Annotated in this window: 20 protein-coding genes and 1 riboswitch; of the genes, 11 read left to right on the plus strand and 9 right to left on the minus strand. The window is 72.7% G+C overall.

Annotated features, from left to right (window positions below):
- Positions 1 to 29 precede the first annotated feature (29 nt).
- Genes fdxA through FJR00_RS05920 form a run of 6 tightly spaced genes read right to left on the minus strand, consistent with a single transcriptional unit; the run spans position 30 to position 6,037 of the window.
- Positions 30 to 356, minus strand: a complete 327-nt coding sequence (fdxA, locus tag FJR00_RS05895; protein WP_075959141.1) for a ferredoxin — start codon at positions 354 to 356, stop codon at positions 30 to 32.
- Positions 357 to 402: 46 nt separating this feature from the next.
- Positions 403 to 2,211: a VanW family protein gene (locus tag FJR00_RS05900; protein WP_141337868.1), complete on the minus strand. Its 1,809-nt coding sequence runs from the start codon at positions 2,209 to 2,211 to the stop codon at positions 403 to 405.
- Positions 2,212 to 2,261: 50 nt separating this feature from the next.
- The gene (locus FJR00_RS05905; protein WP_238330336.1) at positions 2,262 to 2,744 is read right to left on the minus strand and encodes a flavin reductase family protein; all 483 of its coding nucleotides are present in this window, start codon (positions 2,742 to 2,744) and stop codon (positions 2,262 to 2,264) included.
- Between the two features lie 38 nt (positions 2,745 to 2,782).
- The gene (mshB, locus tag FJR00_RS05910; protein WP_141337869.1) at positions 2,783 to 3,673 is read right to left on the minus strand and encodes an N-acetyl-1-D-myo-inositol-2-amino-2-deoxy-alpha-D-glucopyranoside deacetylase; all 891 of its coding nucleotides are present in this window, start codon (positions 3,671 to 3,673) and stop codon (positions 2,783 to 2,785) included.
- Complete coding sequence (gene typA, locus FJR00_RS05915) at positions 3,670 to 5,595, minus strand: translational GTPase TypA (protein WP_141337870.1); 1,926 nt, start codon at positions 5,593 to 5,595, stop codon at positions 3,670 to 3,672. The genes mshB and typA overlap by 4 nt, the downstream gene beginning before the upstream one ends.
- A complete protein-coding gene (locus FJR00_RS05920) occupies positions 5,585 to 6,037 on the minus strand; it encodes an NUDIX domain-containing protein (RefSeq protein WP_141337871.1) in 453 nt (150 codons plus the stop codon). Before FJR00_RS05920 ends, typA begins: the two co-directional genes overlap by 11 nt.
- A gap of 156 nt (positions 6,038 to 6,193) precedes the next feature.
- On the opposite strand from FJR00_RS05920, the gene FJR00_RS05925 reads away from it, so the two are divergent.
- The 7 genes from FJR00_RS05925 to FJR00_RS05955 all read left to right on the plus strand — a co-directional run bounded on the left by FJR00_RS05925 (position 6,194) and on the right by FJR00_RS05955 (position 14,680).
- Complete coding sequence (locus FJR00_RS05925) at positions 6,194 to 7,900, plus strand: ABC transporter substrate-binding protein (protein ID WP_141337872.1); 1,707 nt, start codon at positions 6,194 to 6,196, stop codon at positions 7,898 to 7,900.
- A gap of 152 nt (positions 7,901 to 8,052) precedes the next feature.
- A complete protein-coding gene (locus FJR00_RS05930; protein ID WP_075959146.1) occupies positions 8,053 to 9,063 on the plus strand; it encodes an ABC transporter permease in 1,011 nt (336 codons plus the stop codon).
- Positions 9,064 to 9,082: 19 nt separating this feature from the next.
- Positions 9,083 to 10,024, plus strand: a complete 942-nt coding sequence (locus tag FJR00_RS05935) for an ABC transporter permease (RefSeq protein ID WP_075959175.1) — start codon at positions 9,083 to 9,085, stop codon at positions 10,022 to 10,024.
- Positions 10,025 to 10,034: 10 nt separating this feature from the next.
- The gene (locus FJR00_RS05940; RefSeq protein WP_141337873.1) at positions 10,035 to 11,123 is read left to right on the plus strand and encodes an ABC transporter ATP-binding protein; all 1,089 of its coding nucleotides are present in this window, start codon (positions 10,035 to 10,037) and stop codon (positions 11,121 to 11,123) included.
- Positions 11,120 to 12,322 carry an ABC transporter ATP-binding protein gene (locus FJR00_RS05945; RefSeq protein ID WP_141337874.1) on the plus strand — a complete coding sequence of 401 codons (1,203 nt, stop codon included), beginning with the start codon at positions 11,120 to 11,122 and terminating at the stop codon, positions 12,320 to 12,322. Before FJR00_RS05940 ends, FJR00_RS05945 begins: the two co-directional genes overlap by 4 nt.
- A 4-nt stretch (positions 12,323 to 12,326) precedes the next feature.
- Complete coding sequence (locus tag FJR00_RS05950) at positions 12,327 to 13,061, plus strand: type 1 glutamine amidotransferase (RefSeq protein ID WP_141337875.1); 735 nt, start codon at positions 12,327 to 12,329, stop codon at positions 13,059 to 13,061.
- Positions 13,062 to 13,093: 32 nt separating this feature from the next.
- Positions 13,094 to 14,680, plus strand: coding sequence for a cation:proton antiporter domain-containing protein (locus FJR00_RS05955; RefSeq protein WP_141337876.1), 1,587 nt, complete (start codon positions 13,094 to 13,096; stop codon positions 14,678 to 14,680).
- Between the two features lie 30 nt (positions 14,681 to 14,710).
- Here FJR00_RS05955 and FJR00_RS05960 read toward each other — a convergent pair whose 3' ends face one another.
- Positions 14,711 to 15,619 (minus strand): universal stress protein, encoded by a 909-nt coding sequence (locus tag FJR00_RS05960; RefSeq protein WP_181409516.1) that lies wholly within the window; start codon positions 15,617 to 15,619, stop codon positions 14,711 to 14,713.
- A 213-nt stretch (positions 15,620 to 15,832) separates the two neighbouring features.
- Here FJR00_RS05960 and FJR00_RS05965 point away from each other — a divergent pair, with 213 nt between their 5' ends.
- Complete coding sequence (locus FJR00_RS05965; RefSeq protein ID WP_141337878.1) at positions 15,833 to 18,052, plus strand: NADP-dependent isocitrate dehydrogenase; 2,220 nt, start codon at positions 15,833 to 15,835, stop codon at positions 18,050 to 18,052.
- A gap of 39 nt (positions 18,053 to 18,091) precedes the next feature.
- Here the strand turns inward: FJR00_RS05965 and FJR00_RS05970 are convergent, their stop codons facing one another.
- A complete protein-coding gene (locus FJR00_RS05970; protein WP_141337879.1) occupies positions 18,092 to 18,409 on the minus strand; it encodes a DMT family transporter in 318 nt (105 codons plus the stop codon).
- A gap of 9 nt (positions 18,410 to 18,418) precedes the next feature.
- Positions 18,419 to 18,483, minus strand: a riboswitch (guanidine-III (ykkC-III) riboswitch).
- A gap of 31 nt (positions 18,484 to 18,514) precedes the next feature.
- On the opposite strand from FJR00_RS05970, the gene FJR00_RS16265 reads away from it, so the two are divergent.
- The 3 genes from FJR00_RS16265 (at position 18,515) to FJR00_RS05980 (ending at position 20,583) form a co-directional block, all read left to right on the plus strand.
- Positions 18,515 to 19,231, plus strand: a complete 717-nt coding sequence (locus tag FJR00_RS16265) for an MFS transporter (protein WP_238330337.1) — start codon at positions 18,515 to 18,517, stop codon at positions 19,229 to 19,231.
- Between the two features lie 24 nt (positions 19,232 to 19,255).
- Positions 19,256 to 19,747: an MFS transporter gene (locus tag FJR00_RS16270; protein WP_238330338.1), complete on the plus strand. Its 492-nt coding sequence runs from the start codon at positions 19,256 to 19,258 to the stop codon at positions 19,745 to 19,747.
- Between the two features lie 212 nt (positions 19,748 to 19,959).
- The gene (locus tag FJR00_RS05980) at positions 19,960 to 20,583 is read left to right on the plus strand and encodes a hypothetical protein (protein ID WP_141337880.1); all 624 of its coding nucleotides are present in this window, start codon (positions 19,960 to 19,962) and stop codon (positions 20,581 to 20,583) included.
- On the opposite strand, the gene ychF is transcribed toward FJR00_RS05980, so the two are convergent.
- Entirely contained in the window at positions 20,573 to 21,658 is a 1,086-nt protein-coding gene (gene ychF / locus FJR00_RS05985) for a redox-regulated ATPase YchF (RefSeq protein ID WP_141337881.1), read from the minus strand. The genes FJR00_RS05980 and ychF overlap by 11 nt on opposite strands.
- Between the last annotated feature and the right edge of the window lie 10 nt (positions 21,659 to 21,668).

Here is a 21,668-nt window from a genome sequence, read left to right on the forward strand (position 1 = left end):
GTGGGGGTAGGCCGGTCGGGGGGTGCGGTTCACTCGTCGTGCGACTGCGGGGGCAGCGCAGCGATGATCGGGTGGTCCTTGGGGATCATGCCCATCTTGGCCGCCCCGCCGGGACTGCCGAGGTCGTCGAAGAACTCGACGTTCGCCTTGTAGTACTCCGCCCACTCCTCCGGCACGTCGTCCTCGTAGTAGATCGCCTCGACCGGGCACACCGGCTCGCAGGCGCCGCAGTCGACGCACTCGTCGGGATGGATGTACAACGACCGTTCGCCCTCGTAGATGCAGTCCACCGGGCACTCCTCGATGCAGGCCTTGTCCTTGAGGTCAACACACGGCTGGGCGATCACGTACGTCATGGGGACAGAGTATGCCGTCCTCGGGGGTCCGGGCGGCACGGGGTCGTCAGTAGCCGGCCTCGGGGTGGGTGCACACGACCTCGTCGGCCGGGTGGTAGGTCGTGGTGAACTCGTCCCGGGAGACCTCCTGCCCCCCGGAGCGCAGGATCCGCACGTTGGTGATGGTGAAACCCTCTGCGGGCCCCTGGGGCACGCACTCGGGACTGTCGTCGACGTGCTCCTCCGGCTGACGCACGTCGCGCCGGGGACCGTCGATCGTCTCCACGTCGTACTGCCGGTCGCCCAGGAACACCATGTGGATCTGGTCGCCCTCGATCCAGGAGCGCACCACCACGGGGGTGTCGGTGTCGTTGGTCCAGACGTTGTCGATGATCGGGTAGGCGAGCGTCGCCTCGCGGCCCGCCGGGTAGCGGGAGATGTAGTAGGAGTGCGGCGTGTGCGCGTCCAGCTGCACGCCCGCGAACCAGGAGACGTTGAACACCACGGTCGAGATCTGCGACAGCCCGCCGCCCAGGCCCATGACCAGCCTGCCGTCGACGATGACGGGGGCCTCCCGGTAGCCGCCCTCCTCGCTGAGGTCGCCCAAGGCCACCCCGAGGCTGAACTGCCGACCGGGCATCACCACCGTGCCGTTGACGTTCTCCACCCCGACGTGCAGGTTGTGGGTGCGGGCCGCGTTGGCCTCGCCCGTGGGGAACACCGAGGTGAACTCGGCCATCGGGGAGAACGACCAGGCCTCGCTGACCTCGGTGGGGATCCCGGGCTCCACCGCCTCCAGCGTCGCCTCGACGGTGCGGTCCTCGCCCTCCGCGGTCAGCGCCTCCCGGACCGCGGCGACCAGACCCTCCTCCTGGAGGGCGGCCCCGGACCGTGCGGGCACCACGTCGACGTCGGTCCCGTCCAGCTCCACGGTGGCGTCGCGCGGACCTCGCTCCAGCTGGCCCAGGTCCTGCCGGATCCGGGCCATCAGGCCCTCCTCGTCGAGCGTCAGGCTCAGCGTGTCCCCGGTGCGCTCGGTCCCGAGCAGCTCGACGAGCTCGCGCGGGGCGATCTCGGCGGTGGCCGTCGGGGCGTCGTCGCCGGAGCCGCGGGTGGCCGTGACCCTCACGGCCTCGGACAGCGCCGGGTCGACCTCCTCCCGGGTGAACCGTTCGACCTCGTCCTGGCTCAGCGTCGGGGCGGCGACGACGGCGCGTCCCTCGACCCGCCGGTCGTCCGGCCACGCGGAGGCGACCGCGTCGACGGTCCCGTCGACGTCGAGGCTGCGGCCCAGCTCGGCCTCGACGACCCGCACGCCCTCGTCGGTGAGCGTCACCTCCCCCTCGACGACCTCGGTGTCGTAGTCCTCGGCGAGCCGCTCGACCGCGGCGGCCAGCTGCTCCCGGTCGACCGCTCCCTGGAGCGGCAGGCTGCGGGCCCCGCCCGAGACGTGCGACCACAGCACCCGGGGGTCGAAGCTCAGCCCGGTGGCCCCCTCCAGGATGGCGTCGACGTCGTAGGAGAGACCGGCCTCGGCCGGCACCAGCTCGAGGGTCTCCTCGGCGACCTCGTCGGCCCCGTCGACGCCCGCCGCCCCGTCCACGCCGCCGCTCGCCCGGACCGTGAGGACGACCGGCTCCTCGAGCCGGTCCTCCAGCTCCCGGTCCAGGTGGTCGGCAGCCTCGTCCCGCGTCATCGACCCGATGTCGACGCCGTCCACGGTCATCCCCGCGGGCGGACGGTCCTGGAAGTAGAGGGCGGCGGCGACGTAGGCACCCCCGAGCACGGCGAGCGCCACGAGCAGGCGCAGCAGCACCGCTCCCCACTCACCCCCGCCGGGCGACTCCTCCTGCAGCCTGGTGCCGTCGTCGCTCATCGTGCGGGTGGTCCCTCCGTCTGGTCCTGCGGTGCGAACAGCTGGGGCGGTCAGCGCAGCTCGCCCAGCCCACCACGGTAATGGACCAGGGCCGGTTCGTCGGTCGTCGGCGCGTCGACGGCGACCACCTCGCCCACGCACAGCTGGTGGTCGCCGGCGGGGTGGACCGCGTAGGTCCGGCACTCGAAGCTGGCCAGCGCTCCGTCGACGAGAGCCACCCCGGTCCGCTCCCCCCGTCGGTGCGACACGCGGGCGAGCTGGTTGTGCAACGGACGCCCGGGCTCGCCGAGCCAGGTCGCCAGGGCCCGGTGGCGCGCAGGCAGGACGCTGACCCCCCACGGCTCGCCGGCCCGGATCCCCTCGAGCACCCGCGCCTCGTCGTGCAGGCTCACCAGGAGCAGGACGGGGCGCAGCGACACGCTCGTGAGCGTGTCGACGGTCAGGGCGACGTCGTGGCCCCGGTGCCGCGAGGTGACGACGGTCACCCCGGAGGCGAACCGGCCCATGGCCTGCCGGAAACGCCCGGCGTCCACCTCCGTGGTCTCGTCGGACAGGCCGTGCGTGGGCTCGCTCAGGGCTCCTCGACCTCCCAGCGTGCGTAGCCCTCGCGGCCGGGCAGACGGGCCGCCAGGTCGTTGCTCAGCGTGTACCACCCCTCGTGCACGGTCACCTGGGTCGGGTGCTCGCGCAGGGCCGCCACCTGGCGGTCCAGGGCGTCGGGGTCCACCACCTCGTGGGTGACGGCCTCGTCGGCCACGACCGACGGGGGGAACGGGTCGTCGGGCCCGGGGATCCGCACCAGGCCGCCGGCCGGGCTGCGGGTGTCCGGCGGCACGTGCCGGGCCAACCACTCCCGGTCCTCCTCCGCCCAGGAGCGCGGGGTGAGGACCACGAAGAGGGCGGGACGTGTCGCTGCGGGTATGGCGCGCACGGCCGCCACCGTCACCCGGTGGGTCTGCACGTGGTCGGGGTGGCCGTAGCCACCCTCGGGGTCGTAGGTGAGGACCAGGTCTGGCCGCAGGCAGGCCAGCTGGTCGGCCAGGACACCCGCCGCCTCCTCGACGTGCGCGGCCGCGAAGGCGAGGGGGTGGGACGCCGCCGGCGAGCCCGCCATCCCGCTGTCGCGCCAGCGCGGCCGGTCCCCGCCCAGGTAGTGGTGCCGCACGCCCAGGGCGGCCGTGGCGCGGGTGACCTCCCCGTGCCGGTGCGGGCCCAGCTCGGCGCTGCCCTCGAGGGGGGCCAGCGCGGGCGGGATCACCTCGCCCTCCTCGCCGAGCGTGCACGTGACGACGTGGACCTCGTCGCCGGCCAGCGCGTGGGAGGCCAGCGCCACGCCGGTGGCAAGGGTCTCGTCGTCCGGATGGGCGTGCACCGCCACGACCCGGAGCGGTCGCCCGGCGACGCCGACGCCGTCCCGCAGGGCGGGCCGGCGCTCGGCGGACCGGCCGCGGGGGGCCGTCACGGCTTGTTGCGTGCCCGGGCCGCCGTGCGGGCACGCAGGTTGGCGTCGAGGACGACCTTGCGGACGCGGACGGCCTCGGGCGTGACCTCCACGCACTCGTCCTCGCGGCAGAACTCCAGCGACTGCTCGAGGGAGAGCAGCCGCGGAGGGACGAGCCGCTCCAGCACGTCGGCGCCGGCCGAGCGGACGTTGGTGAGCTTGCGCTCCTTGGTGATGTTGACGTCCATGTCGTCGGCCCGGGAGTTCTCCCCGACGATCATGCCCTCGTAGACCTCGGTCGTGGGCTCGACGAACAGGGTGCCCCGCTCCTGGAGGTTGAACATGGCGTAGGTCGTGGCCACGCCCGCGCGGTCGGAGACGAGGGATCCCGACTGGCGGGTGCGGATCTCGCCGAACCAGCGCTGGTAGCCGTCGAAGACGTGGTGGGCGATGCCGGTGCCGCGGGTCTCGGTGAGGAACTCGGTGCGGAAGCCGATGAGCCCGCGGGAGGGCACGACATACTCCATCCGCACCCAGCCCGTGCCGTGGTTGGTCATCTGCTCCATGCGGCCCTTGCGGGCGGCCATCAGCTGGGTGATGGTGCCCAGGTGCTCCTCGGGGGTGTCGATGGTGAGACGCTCCACCGGCTCGTGGAGCGCACCGTCGATCTCCTTGGTGACGACCTGCGGCTTGCCGACGGTCAGCTCGTAGCCCTCCCGCCGCATCTGCTCGACGAGGATCGCCAGGGCCAGCTCGCCGCGGCCCTGCACCTCCCACGTGTCGGGACGCTCGGTGGGCAGCACCCGCAGGGAGACGTTGCCGACGAGCTCCTTGTCGAGCCGGTCCTTGACGAGGCGGGCGGTCACCTTGGAGCCCTTGACCCGGCCCGCGAGCGGCGAGGTGTTGGTGCCGATCGTCATCGAGATGGCCGGCTCGTCGACGGTGATCAGCGGCAGCGGGACCGGGTGCTCGGCGTCGGCGAGGGTCTCGCCGATCGTGATCTCGGGGATGCCGGCGATGGCGATGATGTCGCCGGGGCCGGCCTCGTCGGCGGGCTTGCGCTCCAGCCCCTCGGTCAGCAGCAGCTCGGTGATCTTGACCCGCTCGACCGACCCGTCGCGGCGGCACCACGCCACCTGCTGGCCCTTGCGGATCGTGCCCTCCCGCACACGGCACAGGGCCAGGCGGCCCAGGAACGGGCTGGAGTCGAGGTTGGTCACGTGGGCCTGCAGCGGCGCGCCCTCGGTGTAGGTCGGCGCCGGCACGGTGTCCAGGATGGTGGCGAACAACGGCTCCAGGTCGGGGCTGTCCGGGAGCTCCCCGTCCTGGGGGGCGGTCAGGGAGGCGCGTCCCGCCTTGGCCGAGGCGTAGACCACCGGGAAGTCCAGCGCCCGCTCGACGACCTCGGGGTCGTGGTCGTCGAGGAGGTCCATGAACAGGGAGTAGACCTCGTCGACGACGTCGGCGATCCGGCTGTCGGGGCGGTCGACCTTGTTGATGCACAGCACGACGGGCAGGTGCGCCGCCAGGGCCTTGCGCAGCACGAACCGGGTCTGGGGCAGCGGGCCCTCCGACGCGTCGACGAGCAGGACGACCCCGTCCACCATGGACAGCCCCCGCTCGACCTCGCCGCCGAAGTCGGCGTGCCCGGGGGTGTCGATGATGTTGATCGTCATGCCGCCCTCGGGCGCGTGCGCGCCCGCGTAGTGGATGGCGGTGTTCTTGGCGAGGATCGTGATCCCCTTCTCCCGCTCGAGGTCGCCGGAGTCCATCACCCGCTCCACGTCCTCGCCGGGCGAGCGGTGCTCGGCGAAGGCACCGCCCTGCGTCAGCATCGCGTCGACCAGCGTGGTCTTCCCGTGGTCGACGTGGGCCACGATGGCCACGTTGCGGATGTCGAGGCGGTCGGCGCGCACGCCGGAACCGGTGTCGTCAGAAGGCATGCCCACCATTGTCGCAGCCGTCGGGCACCAGGTGCGCCGCCACGAAGGCGACCACCGGCAGGTCGTTCTCCAGCCAGGGCACCTCGTGCAGGGTCCCGCGCGTCAGCCACCGCAGCGCGTCGTGGTCCTCCAGCGGACGGGGCTCCCCCTCTCCCGAGGCGGTGACCGCCCACCACAGGTGCATCTCGTGGGACCGCCCCAGCGGCCACGGACCACCGGCGGGGTCCCCGAGCTCGACCCGCACGCCCAGCTCCTCGGCCGCCTCCCGCACGGCCGCGGCCGCGGGCTCCTCGCCGGGCTCCACCTTCCCGCCCGGGAACTCCCACCCGCCGGCCAGGGCGGGCGGCCCGCTGCGCCGCGCGGCGAGCAGCCGGCGGGGCCTGCGCAGGTCGTCCACGAGGGCCACGGCGGCCACCGCCACCCGTCCGGGCTCGAGCGTCATACCCCCATCCTGCCCGTCGCAGCTTCCCCCGCGTCGGGGCAGGTCACGGTCTCGTCACGACTTGCCGCGCGCTCTTCCCCTGGGGGCCGGGTTGTGGTGAGGTCGGCTCGACCGGCCCTGTACCGGTCGGAACCACGTCCATGCCTAGGAGGCACGATGAAGAACCGCATGGTGGGGGCCCTGGCGACCAGCGCAGCGCTGGCCCTGGTGCTCACGTCCTGTGCCGAGTCGGAGCGCGACTCGGACACCGGTGACGCCAACGACGACAGCGCCGCGACCGGCACCGAGGACGGCGCGGCCGGAGGTGAGGCCAGCTCGGACGCCACGTTCATCTTCGGCGCGGCCGGCGCCCCGGCGACCTTCGACCCGTTCTACGCCAGCGACGGCGAGAGCTTCCGGATCAGCCGGCAGATCTACCAGAACCTCATCGGCATCGAGGAGGGCGGCACCGAGGGTGTCCCCGAGCTGGCCACCTCCTGGGAGGGCAGCGAGGACGGCCTGACCTGGACCTTCGAGCTCCAGGACGGCGTGACCTTCCACGACGGGACGCCGTTCGACGCCGAGGCCGTCTGCTACAACTTCGAGCGCTGGGCCGACCAGAACGAGGTCGGCCAGTCCCCCGCGATGGCCTACTACTACGGCAACGACTTCGGCTTCGGCGAGGACTCGTTGTACGAGTCCTGCGAGGCGGTCGACGACCTCACCGCCGAGGTGACGGTCAGCCGCGTGACCGGCAAGTTCCCCATGGTGCTGTCGCAGTCGTCCTACGCCATCCAGTCGCCCACCGCGCTGGAGGAGTACAACGCCAACGACGTACAGGCCGAGGGCGACGCGTTCGTCTTCCCCGAGTACGACGAGCACCCGACCGGCACCGGACCGTTCATGTTCGAGTCCTACGACAACGCGGGCGGCACCGTGACCCTCACGCGCAACGAGGACTACTGGGGCGAGCCGGCCGGCGTGGCCGAGCTGGTCTTCAAGATCGTGCCGGACGAGAACGCCCGTCGCCAGGAGCTGCAGGCTGGCACCATCCACGGCTACGACCTGCCGAACCCGGTCGACTGGCAGGGCCTGGAGGACGACGGCAACCAGGTCCTCATCCGCGACCCGTTCAACATCCTCTACCTGGGCCTGAACCCGATCGCCGACCCGCAGCTGGCCGACCCGCTGGTCCGCCAGGCGCTCTATCACGCGATCAACCGTGAGCAGCTGGTGTCCTCCCAGCTCCCCGAGGGTGCGACCGTGGCGACGCAGTTCATGCCCGACACGGTGAGCGGCTACGACGGCTCGCTGGAGGCCTACGAGTACGACGTGGAGAAGGCCCAGCAGCTGCTGGAGGAGGCCGGCAAGTCCGACCTGGAGATCGACCTGTGGTACCCGACCGAGGTCACCCGCCCCTACCTGCCGGACCCGCAGCGCGTCTACGACGCGGTCAAGTCCGACTGGGAGGCCGCCGGCATCACGGTCAACCCGATCTCCAAGCCCTGGGCGGGCGGCTACATCGACGGCGCCCAGACCTCCCAGGCCCCGGCCTACTTCCTGGGCTGGACCGGTGACCTGAACTCGGCCGACAACTTCCTGTGCGCCTTCTTCTGCGGCGACGAGAACGCGTTCGGCACGAGCGAGTACGACTGGCACGACGAGCTGCAGGAGTCGCTGACGGCCGCCGACGCCGAGCCGGACGAGGACACCCGCACCGGGATGTACGAGGAGCTCAACGCCCAGATCATGAGCGAGGACTGGCTCCCGGGCCTGCCGATCTCCCACAGCCCGCCGGCCATCGTGGTCGCCGAGAACGTGGAAGGTCTGGTGCCCAGCCCGCTGACGGCGGAGGACTTCTCCACCGTCACCATCTCCGAGTGACCGTCCACCCTCCGGGGTGACCGTCCTCACCGACGGACGCAGCGGCGGACCGGGCCCCGTGCCCGGTCCGCCGCACGCGGTCCCGCTGCCCTGACCGACTCCACCCCTCCCACGCGGCGGCCGACGCCGCTCTCCCCCTCCGGAGGACCCCCGTGCTGAGGTTCATCGTCCGACGGATGCTGCAGGCCGTCCTGGCCCTCTTCGTGCTGAGCATCCTGCTGTTCGCCTGGTTGCGGTCGCTGCCCGGCGGCGTGGTCAGTGCCCTGCTCGGCGAGCGGGGCACGCCGGAGTCGACGGCCGCCCTGCGGGCCCAGCTGGGCCTGGACCAGCCGTTGCCGGTGCAGTACTGGAAGTTCCTGCAGCGCGCGCTGCAGGGGGACTTCGGCACCTCCAACGGGGTCTACCGCGGCGAGCCCGCCCTCGACGTCTTCCTGCAGCGGCTGCCCGCCACGGTCGAGCTGAGCATCTTCGCCATGCTCATCGCCCTCACCCTGGCGATCCCGCTGGGGTACGTCGCCGCCCGACGGCGCGGCGGACCGCTGGACACCGGTTCGATCATGTTCTCCCTCGTCGGCGTGGCGGTCCCCGTCTTCTTCCTGGCCTACGTGCTCAAGTACATCTTCGCCGTGCAGCTCGGCTGGCTGCCCCCCTCCGGACGCCAGAGCGTGGGGATCAACGCCACCCACATCACCAACATGTACGTCCTCGACGGGATCCTCACCCGGGAGTGGGACGCCGCCTGGGACGCGCTCAAGCACCTCGTCCTGCCGGCGTTCGCGCTGGCCTCGATCCCGTTCGCGATCATCTTCCGGATCACCCGGGCCGCGGTCATCGACGTCATGGACGAGGACTACGTGCGCACCGCCCGGGCCAAGGGCCTGACCCCCGGGGTGGTCCGCGTGCGGCACATCATGCGCAACGCGCTGATCCCCGTGGTGACCATCGTCGGCCTGCAGATCGGTGCGCTGCTGGCCGGCGCGGTGCTGACCGAGAAGGTGTTCGCCTTCCAGGGGATCGGCCAGGCGCTGGCCATCGGCTTCGAGCGGCGCGACTACCCCGTGCTGCAGGTGCTCATCATGATGGCGGCCCTCATCTACATCGTCGTCAACCTCGTCGTCGACATCCTCTACGCCGTGATCGACCCGCGCGTGCGGACCAAGTGAGGAGTACACCGTGACCTCCATGACCTCACCCGGTCAGCGCAAGAAGGACCGGATCGACGCCCTGGCCGAGGCCGGCACCCTCTCCGACGAGGAGGGCGTGAGCCTGTGGCGCAGCGCGTGGCGCCGGCTGCGGCGCGACCCGGTCTTCCTCGTCGGGGCGGTCATCATCGCCCTCTTCCTCGTGCTGGCGCTCATCGCCCCCTGGATCGCCCCGCACGACCCGGCGGCGCGCCTGCTCATCGAGCAGCGCACCCCGAACAACCCCATCCCCGAGCCGCAGCCGGGCCACCCGCTGGGAGCCGACGACGCCGGCCGGGACATGCTGTCCCGGCTCATCGTCGGGTCCCGGCAGACCCTCGTCGTGGGGGTCATGGCCACGCTGGGCGGCCTGGTCGGCGGACTGACGCTCGGCACGCTGGCCGGCGGCCTGGGCGGCTGGGTCGACGGCGCCGTCATGCGCGTCGTCGACGTCATGCTGTCCATCCCCTCCCTGCTCATGGCCTTCTCCATCGCGGCCATGTTCGCCCGGCCGAGCCAGTGGACGGTGATCCTGGCCATCGCGATCATCCAGATCCCCATCTTCGCCCGCCTCCTGCGCGGCTCGATGATGGCCCAGCGGCACAGCGACCACGTGCTGGCCGCCCGCGCCCTGGGCGTGCGCCCGACCGCGATCGTCTTCCGGCACATGCTGCCCAACTCGGTCGGACCGGTCATCGTCCAGGGCACCCTCGTGCTGGCCGTGGCCATCATCGACGCGGCCGCCCTGTCCTTCCTCGGCCTGGGCAGCCCCGACGACACCGTCCCCGAGTGGGGCCAGATGCTGGGCAAGGCCCAGCAGTACTTCAACACCCACCCCGAGGTCGCGGTCTACCCGGCGCTGTGCATCATCGTCGTCGCCCTGGGCTTCACCCTCATGGGCGAGTCGCTGCGCGAGGCCCTCGACCCCAAGTCCCGCCGATGAGGAGCCTGCCATGAGCGTTCCCACCACGACGTCGTCCGCCGGTCGCCCCTCGGGCCGCGGTGCGGCCGAGCCGCTGCTGTCGGTCCGGGACCTGTCCGTGACCTTCGGCCGGGGCCGCAAGGCCTTCACCGCCGTCGACGGCGTCAGCTTCGACGTCGCCCCCGGTCAGACCGTGGGGCTCGTCGGAGAGTCCGGCTGCGGGAAGTCCGTCACCTCGCTGGCCATCATGGGGCTGCTGCCGGCCCGGGGCAACACGGTGACGGGCAGCGTGCGCTTCGACGGCGACGAGCTGCTCGACCTGCCCGGCGACCAGCTGCGCGACCGGCGGGGCCGGGACGTGGCCATGATCTTCCAGGACCCCCTGTCCTCGCTGAACCCCGTCGTCTCGTTGGGCGTGCAGGTCGCCGAGGTGCTCCAGCGCCACCGGGGGATGAACAAGGACGCCGCCATGCGGCGGGCCACCGAGCTGCTCGACAAGGTCGGCATCCCCGACCCGACGCGCAGGCTCAAGGAGTATCCCCACCAGCTCTCCGGCGGGATGCGGCAGCGGGCACTCATCGCCATGGCCCTGGCGTGCGAGCCGCGGCTGCTCATCGCCGACGAGCCCACCACCGCGCTCGACGTGACGATCCAGGCCCAGATCCTGGCGCTGCTCAAGGAGCTCGTGCAGGACTCCGGGACCGCCCTGATCATGATCACCCACGACCTGGGCGTCGTGGCGGGCCTGTGCGACGAGGTCAACGTGCTCTACGGCGGACGCATCGTCGAACGGGCGCAGCGGCACGACCTGTTCGCCAAGCCCCGCCACCCCTACACGGGCGGGCTGCTGGCCTCCATCCCCCGGCTCCACGAGGAGCGGGGCCGACGGCTCACGCCGGTGCCCGGGTCGGTCGCCGACAACATCCCCTGGTCCTCGGGCTGCGCCTTCGCACCCCGGTGCGCCTCGGCGATCGAGGTCTGCCGGGAACGGACGCCCGAGCTCGTGCAGGACCGGCCCGAGCTGGGGCCGGACCGTCTGCTGCGCTGCCACAACCCGCTGGAGTCCAACCCGATGGACGAGGACCGCGACGCCCCTCGCGGTGAGGAGACCGACCGATGAGCACCGCCGCCCAGCCGTCCGAGCCCGGCCGCCGCCAGGAGACGCCCTCCGGGGCCGGCCGCCGCACCCCCGACCCGGACGCCGACATCCTGCTCGACGTCCGCGACCTCAAGGTCCACTTCCCCATCAAGAGCGGGGTGATCTTCGACCGCACCGTCGGCCACGTCTACGCCGTCGACGGGGTCGACCTGCAGATCCGCCGGGGCGAGACCTACGGGCTGGTCGGCGAGTCGGGCTGCGGGAAGTCGACCCTGGGCCGGGCGATCCTCCGGCTGGAGGACCTCACCGCCGGCAACGTCCTGTTCGAGGGGACCGACCTGGCCTCGCTCAAGGGCGAGGAGCTGCGCCGGCAGCGACGGCACATGCAGATGGTCTTCCAGGACCCGCTGGGCAGCCTCGACCCCCGCCAGACCGTGGAGCAGCTGCTCCTGGAGGGGATGCGCGCGCACGGCCTCACCAAGGACGTGGACGCCCGGCAACGCCTCAAGGACCTGCTCACCGCGGTCGGTCTGCCGCGCACCGCCCTGAGCAAGTACCCCCACGAGTTCTCCGGCGGCCAGCGCCAGCGCGTGGGCATCGCCCGGGCCCTGTCCGTCGACCCGCAGCTCATCGTGGCCGACGAACCGGTCAGCGCGCTCGACGTCTCCGTCCAGGCCCAGGTCATCAACCTGCTGGCCGACCTGCAGGAGGAGTTCAACCTCACCTACCTGGTCATCGCGCACGACCTGGCCGTGGTCCGCCACATCAGCGACCGGGTCGGGGTGATGTACCTCGGTGCCCTCGTCGAGGAGGCCGACGCCGACGACCTCTACGGCCAGCCCCTGCACCCCTACACCCGGGCGCTGCTGTCGGCCGTGCCGGTGCCGGACCCGACCGTCGAGGACGACCGGGAGCAGATCCTGCTCGTGGGGGACCTGCCCTCCCCCGCCAACCCGCCCTCCGGCTGCCGCTTCCACACCCGTTGCCCGTGGCGCCAGCAGACCCGCTGCCACGACGAACGCCCCGTGCTGCGCGTGCCGGACCTTCCCGGCACCCCCGCCGGGCACCGGGTCGCCTGCCACTGGGCCGAGCAGATCGCCACCGGCGAGCTGCAGCCGCACACCGTGGACCCGGCCGCGACCGGCCGGGAGGGGTCCGCCCCCCACGACCCGGAGGACAGGGTGGATCCGATGGAGCTGACCGAGCAGGTCCAGCAGTAGTCCCATGACCCCAGGTCCCAGGGTTCTCGTCGTCCAGCACGAGGACGACTGCCCGGTCGCCATGATCGAGCCCTGGCTCGCCGAGGTGGGGCTGCGGTGCGACGTGCTCCCCGCCCACGAGGGCCGCGCCGTGCCCGCCCACCTCGTCGACCACGTGGCCCTGGTCGTCCTCGGCGGCCGGATGGGGGCCCAGGACGACGCGGAGCACCGGTGGCTGACCCCGACCAGGGCGTTGATCGCCACGACCGTGTCCGCGGGTATGCCGTTCCTCGGGGTGTGCCTGGGCCACCAGCTGGGCGCGGTCGCCCTCGGCGGACAGGTCCACCGGCACGTGCGCCCGACCCGCGCCCTGCACCCGCTCGGCCTCACCGCGGAGGGCCGTGCCGACGAGCTGCTGGGCGGCCTCGGCCCGGTGCCGGCCGTGCTGCACTGGAACGACGACGTGGTCACCCGGACCCCGACCGCCTCGACGGTCCTGGCCCGGTCCCCGGACGGGGCTGTCCAGGCCCTGCGGCTGGGCCCCCGCGCCTGGGGCGTGCAGTTCCACCCCGAGGTCACGGCCGGGACCGTCCGCGGCTGGACCTCGGGCCGGAGCACGACCCCGCAGGAGGAGCAGGTCCTCGACGAGCTCGCCCGGCGCACCCCGGAGCTGCACCGCAGCTGGGCCCGGCTGGTCCACGCCTTCGGCCGCCTCGTCCGGCAGGAACCGCACGAGGGCGGGATGCGAGAATCGTCCTGACCCGGCCAGCGCCGTGACCGGAAGGGGTGCCCGTGACCGACATCGCCTTCTTCCTGGCCGCGACCTTCGGCGCCGGCCTGGTCATGTCGCTGGTCAAGCTCCCGGCCCTGCTCGGCTTCCTGCTGGCCGGCTTCCTGCTGGAGGGCGCGGGCGTGCGCGAGCTGCCCTACCTGGACTTCATCGCCGAGCTCGGGGTGACCCTGCTGCTGTTCGGCATCGGTCTCAAGCTCGACGTGCGCAGCCTGCTGGGCCGTGAGGTATGGGTGACCACTGGCGGCCACATGGCCCTGTCCGTGGCCGTCGGCACCGGGTTCCTCTGGCTGCTCGCGCTGCTCGGCTTCCCCCTCCTCGGGGACGCCGACGTCGGGACGATGGCGCTCATCGCGTTCGCGCTGTCCTTCTCCTCGACCGTCTTCGTCGTCAAGGTGCTCGAGGACAAGGCCGAGCTGCAGTCCTTCTACGGGCGGGTGGCCATCGGCATCCTCGTCATGCAGGACCTGGCCGCGGTCATCTTCATGACCGCCTCCGAGGGGGACCTGCCCAGCCTCTGGGCCGTGCCACTCCTGCTGGGCCTCTGGCCCCTGGGCTGGGTCGCGCGGCGGGTCTGGCGGCTGGTCCCGCCCGGCGAGATGCAGGCGCTCTTCGGCCTCGCGATGGCGCTGGGTCCGGGGTACGCCGCCTTCGACGCCGTCGGCCTCAAGGGCGACCTGGGGGCGCTGGTGGTGGGCATGCTGCTGGCCGGGGACACCGCGGCCAGCGAGCTGTCGCACCGCCTGTTCGGACTCAAGGACCTGCTGCTCGTCGGCTTCTTCATCTCCATCGGGTTCGGCGGGACCGCGAGCGGCCACACCGTGCTGCTCGGTCTGACGCTCCTGCTCCTGCTTCCCGCGCAGGTGCTGCTCTACGTGTGGCTGCTGGACCGGCACCGGCTGCGACGACGCACCTCGGTCAAGGCCGGGCTGCTCCTCGGCAACTTCTCCGAGTTCGGCCTCATCGTCACGGCGGTGGCGGTCTCCTCCGGGATGCTCGAGGAGGACTGGCTCGTCGTCATGTCGATCGCCGTGGCCGCCAGCTTCGTCGTGGCCACGGTCCTCAACGCGCGGTCCGACGGCTGGCTGCGGCTGGCCCGCCGCCTCATGCCGATGCACCCGCCGCACGAGGTCCATCCGCACGAGCGTCCCATCTCCTTCGGGTCCGCCCGGGCCGTGGTCATGGGGATGGGCCGGGTCGGTCGGGCCGCCTACGCCGAACTGACCCGCCACTACGGCCTGGAGGTGCTGGGGGTGGAGAACCTGCCCACCCGGGTGGCGGACCTGCGGGCCGACGGGTTCACCATCGTGGAGGCCGACGCCGCCGACGGCGACTTCTGGGCCCGGCTGGAGTCCACCGGCCAGGTGGACATCGTCGTGCTGGCGATGCCCTTCCACGGGGCCGGCAAGCTCGCCCTGCGGGAGCTGACCGCGAGCGACTACACCGGCATCGTCGCGGTCGTGGCGCAGTACGACACCGAGGTGGCCGAGTACGAGGAGCTGGGCGCGGACGTGGTGGTCCAGCTGTACGAGGGTGCGGGGACGACGCTGGCCGAGCGGGCCGCCGACGCCCTGGCCGAACGGGGCTGACCGGGAGGTCCCGCCTCAGCCGTGGCGATCTCAGCCCTGGCGGCGGTCCTGCGGCCGGGTGACGACCATGACCGGCACCTGCGCGGTCCGCATGAGCCGCTGGCTGACCGAGCCGAGGAGCCGACCGCGGACGCTGCCCATGCCCCTGCTTCCCATCACCATGAGGTCCAGCCCCTCGCTGGCCTCCAGGAGCGTGCTGAGGACCGGGCCCCGGCGGACGGACAGCTCGAGCGGCACGTGCGCGTGGGAACGGCGCAGCCCGGCGAAGGTGTCCTCCAGCATCGCCATCCGGTCCTCCTCGACCCGGCGCCACTCCGGACTGTCCGGCTCGGTGACGACGTAGCCGTCGACGACCTCGAGGTACCAGGTCGTGATGGCCACGACCCTGGACCCCGTGCCGCCCGCGTAGTCCATCGCCACGCGGGCCGCCGCACGGCTGTCGGCGCTGCCGTCGACGGCCACCCCGATCACCCCGTGGTCCAGGCCGTCCACGTCGACCTCGGGGTTGATCACGACGACGGGGCAGGTGGCGTGCGCCGCGACCCCGATCGAGGTGGTGCCGAGGACGAACTCCTCCAGCACCCCCTTGCGGCCGGTGCCGACGACGATGGCGCACGCCTCGTCCTCGTGCTCCAGCAGCGCCCGGAGGGGGGAGGCCCGCTGCACGTCGAGCCGGACCGGGACGCCCACGCTCTCGCCGAGCCGGGCGGCCTCCTCACGGACCTGGTCGGCCCGCTCCTCCTCGGCCTCGAGCAGCGCGGTCACGTCCGGGGCCCCCGCCCCGGCCGCACGCGCGGCCAGGGCCTCCGGCTCGCTGGCGTGCACGACGACGAGCTCACGCCCCAGGCGCTGGGCCAGGCCGGCCGCCCACCGCACGGCCGCGGAGTCCGTGCCGCCCCCGTCGGCACCCACCACGACCGGACGTCCTCGCTCCGACACCGCCACCACCTCCATGTGCGTGGACCCGGGTCCCCTGACGTCGGGTCCCGGTCAAGCCGACCGCCACGACGGGGCCGACCACCTCCACCCTACCGAGCACCTCCCGTCCCCATGAGGGCACCTCCCGGCCGGCAGCGTGCCGGCCCTCGCGCGTCGAGTAGCCTCGTACCGACGACAGCACCCGTGTTCCCGCCCGTAGGAGGCCCTCAGCCGATGTCCACGATCATCTACACGCGCACCGACGAGGCCCCCCTGCTGGCGACCTACTCGCTCAAGCCGATCCTCGAGGCCTTCGCGGGCGCCGCGGGCATCGAGGTCGAGACGCGCGACATCTCCCTCGCCGGCCGCATCCTGGCCCAGTTCCCCGACCGGCTCACCGAGGAGCAGCGACAGCCCGACGCCCTCGCCGAGCTGGGCCAGCTGGCGACCACGCCGGAGGCCAACATCATCAAGCTGCCGAACATCTCGGCCTCCGTGCCGCAGCTGAAGGCCGCGGTGGCCGAGCTGCAGTCGCAGGGCTACGACCTGCCCGACTACCCCGAGTCGCCGCAGACCGACGAGGAGCGCGAGGTGCGCGCCCGCTACGCCAAGGTCATGGGGTCGGCCGTCAACCCGGTGCTGCGTGAGGGAAACTCCGACCGCCGGGCGCCCGACGCCGTCAAGAACTACGCCCGCTCCCGCCCGCACTCGATGGGTGAGTGGAGCAGCGACTCCCGGACCCGGGTGGCCACCATGGGCGAGGACGACTTCGCCACCAACGAGAAGTCGGTCGTGGTGGAGTCCGAGGACACGCTGCGGATCGTGCACGTCGGCGAGGACGGCACCGAGACGGTCCTCAAGGAGTCCCTGCCGGTGACCGCCGGGGAGGTCGTGGACGCCACGTTCATGGACGTCCAGGCCCTGCGGACCTTCCTGGCCGAGCAGGTGCGCACGGCCGCGGACGAGGACGTCCTGTTCTCGCTGCACCTGAAGGCCACCATGATGAAGGTGTCCGACCCGATCATCTTCGGGCACGCCGTCGAGACCTTCTTCACCGACGTCTTCGAGCGCTACGGGGAGGCGCTGGCCGCGGCCGGGCTGTCCGCCAAGGACGGGCTCGGCGGCATCCTGGCCGGGCTGGACGCCCTGGGCGAGCAGGCCCCCGAGGTGCGGGCCGCGGTGCAGGAGCGGCTGGAGCGGCTCCCGCGCCTGTCGATGGTCAACAGCGACAAGGGCATCACCAACCTGCACGTGCCCAGCGACGTCATCATCGACGCCTCGATGCCGGCGATGATCCGCAACGGCGGCAAGCTGTGGGGCCCCACGGGCGAGGAGGACGACACGCTCGCGGTCATCCCCGACTCCTCCTACGCCGGCGTCTACCAGGCCGTCATCGAGGACTGCCAGGCCAACGGCGCGTTCGACCCGACGACGATGGGATCGGTCCCCAACGTCGGGCTGATGGCCAAGAAGGCCGAGGAGTACGGCTCGCACGACAAGACCTTCGAGATCGCCGCCCCCGGCACCGTCCGGGTCGTCGACGGCTCGGGCACCGTGCTGATGGAGCACGCCGTGGCCGCCGGCGACATCTGGCGCGCCTGCCAGACCCAGGACGAGCCGATCCGCGACTGGGTCAAGCTCGCCGTCTCCCGCGCGCGGGCCACGGGCGACCCGGCCGTCTTCTGGCTGGACGAGGCACGCGCCCACGACGCCAACCTCATCGCCAAGGTCACCGAGTACCTGCAGGAGCACGACACCGACGGGCTGGACATCCGCATCCTGTCCCCCGTGGAGGCCACCAAGCTGTCCGTCGAGCGGCTGCGCGCCGGCCAGAACACCATCTCGGTCACCGGCAACGTGCTGCGCGACTACAACACCGACCTCTTCCCCATCCTCGAGGTGGGCACGAGCGCCAAGATGCTCTCGGTGGTCCCGCTCATGAACGGCGGCGGCCTGTTCGAGACCGGCGCCGGGGGCTCGGCCCCCAAGCACGTCCAGCAGCTGCAGAGCGAGAACTACCTGCGGTGGGACAGCCTGGGTGAGTTCCTCGCGATCGCGGAGTCGCTGCGGCACCTGGCCGACCGGGACGACAACCCCCGGGCACGCGTGCTGGGGAACGCCCTCGACGCGGCCACCGAGAAGGTGCTGACCGAGGACCGCTCGCCCGCCCGTCGGCTGGGGCAGATCGACAACCGCGGCAGCCACTTCTACCTCGCCCTCTACTGGGCGCAGGCGCTGGCGGCCCAGGACGAGGACGCCGAGCTCGCCCAGCGGTTCGCGCCCGTGGCCGAGGAGCTGTCCGCCAAGGAGCAGGAGATCGCCGCCGAGCTGCTCGACGTGCAGGGCTCACCCGTCGACCTGGGCGGCTACTACCACCCCGACGAGGACAAGGCCTTCGCGGCGATGCGCCCGTCGGCCACCCTCAACGCCGTCATCGACGGGCTGCGCGGCTGAGGTCGAAGGGCCCGGGCCCTGGCCCGGGCCCCGCGGCCGCTACTCCTGCGGCAGCAGCTTCAGCCCGATCACGCACCCGATGATCCCGGCGATGAGCAGGACCCGGGCGAGCGTGAACGGCTCGGCCCCGGTGACCATCGCCCAGGCCACCGTGGCGCTGGCGCCCACCGCGACCCAGACGGCGTAGGCCGTGCCGGTGGGCAGGTCACGCATGGCCCAGCCCAGACCACCCATCGAGACGACCAGGGCCACGACGAACACGACGACCGGCCCGGGCCGCAGGCCGTCCATGCGGCCCAGGGCCGTGGCCCACACCGCCTCGAACAGGCCGGAGACGACAAGGACGAACCAGGACATGAACCCTCCACGTGGTCGTCTTGTCGCACTCCGGGTACGACCACCCTCGTCCGGGAGCCGGTCGGGCTCGACCCCCAGGCTAGCAACCTCGCCCGGCGGTCCCCCGTGACCGCGCAGCTGCCGGGCGGCCGCCCCCGGCCCGCCAGGAGCCACGTCGGCGCCGGGCTCATCCTCGCCGCCGTCGTGCTCGTCTCGGTCAACCTGCGGCCCGGGGCCTCCTCGGTCGGGCCCGTCCTGGCCGAGCTCACCGACGACCTGGGCATGAGTCAGGCCGCGGCCGGCGTGCTCACCGCGCTGCCGGGCCTGTGCTTCGGCGCCGTCGGGGCCCTCGCGGTCACCCTGGCCCGCCGGTTCGGCCTGAGCGCGGTCGTGGCCGGAGGCGTCGCCGCGGTGGCGGTCGGCCTCGGCGCCCGGGCGTTCACCGGCTCGGCCTGGGTGTTCCTGCTCGCCTCGACGGTCGCCCTCGGCGGGATGGCGGTCGGCAACGTCCTCGTCCCCGCGTGGATCAAGCGCCACTCCGGCGACGGCGGCGTCCGGCTGATGACCTTCTACAGCACCGGGCTCACGCTCGGCGGGGCCCTGGGTGCGGCCCTGGCCGCCCCGGTGGGCGGGACCACCGGCGCCGGGTGGCGGGCCGGGCTGGGGGTATGGGGCGTGCTCGCCGTCGCCGCCCTCGTGCCCTGGGCGCTGCTCGCGGCGGGGGAACGGCATACCCTCCGCCTGGGCCGGACCGCGCCCCGTCCCTCGGTGGGACGGATCTCCTCCTCCCCCACCGCCGTCGCCCTGACGGCGCTCTTCGGCATCCAGTCGATGAACGCCTAGGTCCAGTTCGGCTGGCTCCCGCAGATGTACCGCGACGCGGGGCTGAGCGCCACCAGCGCCGGGCTGCTGATGTCGCTGCTGACCGCCCTCGGCATCGTCGGAGGCCTGACGATGCCCACGGTGATCGCGCGCTCCGCCACCCTGGCCCCGTGGATGGTGGCCTTCGGCGTCCTGCAGATCTCCGGCTGGGCCGGGATGCTCCTGGCCCCGGGCACCGTGCCCTGGCTCTGGGCCGTCTCCCTGGGGCTGTCCGGCTTCGCCTTCCCGACGGCGATCGCCCTGCTGACCGCGCGCTCCCGCAGCCCCCAGGTGACCGCCCGACTGTCCGGCTTCGTGCAGCCGGTGGGATACGCCCTCGCGGCGACCGGACCGCTGGCCGTGGGCCTGATCCACGAGGCCACCGGAGGCTGGACCCTCGTGCTCGTCCTGCTCATGGGGTCGGGCGTGCTGATGACCCTGGCCGGGCTGCGGGTCTCGCTCCCCGTCCACGTCGACGACGAGCTCGCGCATCCTTGAGCAGCCGCCCCGGGACGGCGCGCGGATCTGGGGGTCGACCGTCCTGCCTGTGGACGACGGACCGTCCGCCGGGCGCCGACGTGCCACGGTGGGTGCCTGCGCACGCGACGAGGGAGGACGCTGTCAATGAAGGGGAAGACCGCACCAGCAGGCCCGCGGGTGGTGGGGCGGCTGCCGGGACGCGGGGCGGCACGCCCGCACCGGAGGATGTCATGAGCCTGCGCCTCGTCCCGTCCTCGGAGGGCACCGCCTCCCCGGGGCCTGCCCGGACCGGGCAGCCGTGGACCGATGCCGACTACGAGGCGCTGCTGGACGGGTGCCGCCGCGGGACGGACCTGACGAGCCTGTCGGAGGAGCTGGGACGCTCGGTCGTCGCCGTCCTGGACCGGGCGCGCAGGATGCTCCCGGTGGAGGAACGGGGGCTGCCCCGGGACCGCGCGCTCCCCCGGCTCCGTGAGCTGCTCCAGCAGGACCCCGACTACGACTGGGACGCAGCGATGCGGGCGTCCCCGCCCCCGCGACCCGTGGAGCACCCGGTCTACGTGCGGCGGGGCCTGGCCGGCCTGCAGCCCGAGGAGCTGCTGGCGATCGCCGAGGTGCTCGTGCTCGAACCGAGGGGAGGTGCGGACGTGCGCAGGAAGGTGCTGGACGCGGTCCGCGCGGAGGGTCTCACCACGGCCCTGGCCCGACGGGTGGGAGACCTGCTCGTCCGGGACGCGCAGGGCCCGGAGCCCTACGACGACCCCTGGCCCCCCTGGGCGGACCACGGACCGTCCGACCCGCCCTGGGCGTGGGACGACCCGGGCCTGGACGAGGAGCTGCCGCCTACACGTTGAAGCGGAACTCCACGACGTCGCCGTCGGCCATGACGTAGTCCTTGCCCTCGATCCGCACCCGGCCGGACTCCTTGGCCCTGGCCATCGAGCCGGCCGCGTCGAGGTCCTCGAAGGAGACGACCTCGGCCTTGATGAAGCCCCGCTCGAAGTCGGTGTGGATGACGCCGGCGGCCTGGGGCGCGGTCCAGCCCTTGCGGATCGTCCAGGCCCGCGTCTCCTTGGGTCCGGCGGTCAGGTAGGTCTGCAGGCCCAGATTGGCGAAGCCCACCCGGGCGAGCTGGTCGAGGCCGGGCTCGTCCACGCCGACGGACTCCAGCAGCTCGCGCGCCTCCTCGTCGTCGAGCTCGGCCAGGTCGGCCTCGAGCTTGGCGTTGAGGTAGATCGCCTCGGCCGGGGCGACGAGGGCGGCCAGCTCCTCGTGCAGCGCCTCGTCGGTGAGGCCGTCCTCGTCGAGGTTGAAGACGTAGAGGAACGGCTTGGTCGTCAGCAGCCCCAGCTGGCGGGCCAGCTCCATGTCGACCCCGGCCGGCGGGCCGGCGGCGAAGAGGGTGTCCCCCCGCTCCAGCACCGTGCGGGCCGCCAGCGCGGTGTCGAGGACCTCCTTGTCCGTGCGCTTGCCCTTGACCTCCTTCTCAAGCCGCGGGACCGCGTTCTCCAGGGTCTGCAGGTCGGCCAGGACCAGCTCGGTGTTGATCGTCTCGATGTCGTCGCGCGGGGAGATCCTGCCGTCGACGTGCACGACGTCGTCGTCCCGGAAGGCCCGCACCACCTGGCAGATCGCGTCCGCCTCCCGGATGTTGGCCAGGAACTTGTTGCCCAGCCCCTCCCCCTCGCTGGCGCCGCGGACGATCCCGGCGATGTCCACGAAGCTGACCGTGGCCGGCAGGATCCGGGCGCTGCCGTGGATCTGCGCGAGCCGCGCCAGCCGGTCGTCCTTGAGCGGCACCACCCCCACGTTGGGCTCGATGGTGGCGAACGGGTAGTTCGCCGCGAGCACGGAGTTCTTGGTCAGCGCGTTGAAGAGGGTCGACTTGCCGACGTTGGGCAGGCCGACGATTCCGATGGTGAGTGCCACGGGGTCAGCA

Source organism: Ornithinimicrobium kibberense (assembly GCF_006519705.1).
GTDB lineage: Bacteria > Actinomycetota > Actinomycetes > Actinomycetales > Dermatophilaceae > Ornithinicoccus > Ornithinicoccus kibberensis.

Excerpts from the sequence above, each read along its gene's own strand:
- fdxA (WP_075959141.1), bottom strand. The coding sequence starts at position 356 with ATGACGTACGTGATCGCCCAGCCGTGTGTTGACCTCAAGGACAAGGCC.
- FJR00_RS05900 (WP_141337868.1), bottom strand. The coding sequence starts at position 2,211 with ATGAGCGACGACGGCACCAGGCTGCAGGAGGAGTCGCCCGGCGGGGGT.
- typA (WP_141337870.1), bottom strand. The coding sequence starts at position 5,595 with ATGCCTTCTGACGACACCGGTTCCGGCGTGCGCGCCGACCGCCTCGAC.
- FJR00_RS05920 (WP_141337871.1), bottom strand. The coding sequence starts at position 6,037 with ATGACGCTCGAGCCCGGACGGGTGGCGGTGGCCGCCGTGGCCCTCGTG.
- FJR00_RS05925 (WP_141337872.1), top strand. The coding sequence starts at position 6,194 with ATGAAGAACCGCATGGTGGGGGCCCTGGCGACCAGCGCAGCGCTGGCC.
- FJR00_RS05935 (WP_075959175.1), top strand. The coding sequence starts at position 9,083 with ATGACCTCACCCGGTCAGCGCAAGAAGGACCGGATCGACGCCCTGGCC.
- FJR00_RS05940 (WP_141337873.1), top strand. The coding sequence starts at position 10,035 with ATGAGCGTTCCCACCACGACGTCGTCCGCCGGTCGCCCCTCGGGCCGC.
- FJR00_RS05945 (WP_141337874.1), top strand. The coding sequence starts at position 11,120 with ATGAGCACCGCCGCCCAGCCGTCCGAGCCCGGCCGCCGCCAGGAGACG.
- FJR00_RS05950 (WP_141337875.1), top strand. The coding sequence starts at position 12,327 with ATGACCCCAGGTCCCAGGGTTCTCGTCGTCCAGCACGAGGACGACTGC.
- FJR00_RS05965 (WP_141337878.1), top strand. The coding sequence starts at position 15,833 with ATGTCCACGATCATCTACACGCGCACCGACGAGGCCCCCCTGCTGGCG.
- FJR00_RS05970 (WP_141337879.1), bottom strand. The coding sequence starts at position 18,409 with ATGTCCTGGTTCGTCCTTGTCGTCTCCGGCCTGTTCGAGGCGGTGTGG.
- FJR00_RS16270 (WP_238330338.1), top strand. The coding sequence starts at position 19,256 with ATGTACCGCGACGCGGGGCTGAGCGCCACCAGCGCCGGGCTGCTGATG.
- FJR00_RS05980 (WP_141337880.1), top strand. The coding sequence starts at position 19,960 with ATGAGCCTGCGCCTCGTCCCGTCCTCGGAGGGCACCGCCTCCCCGGGG.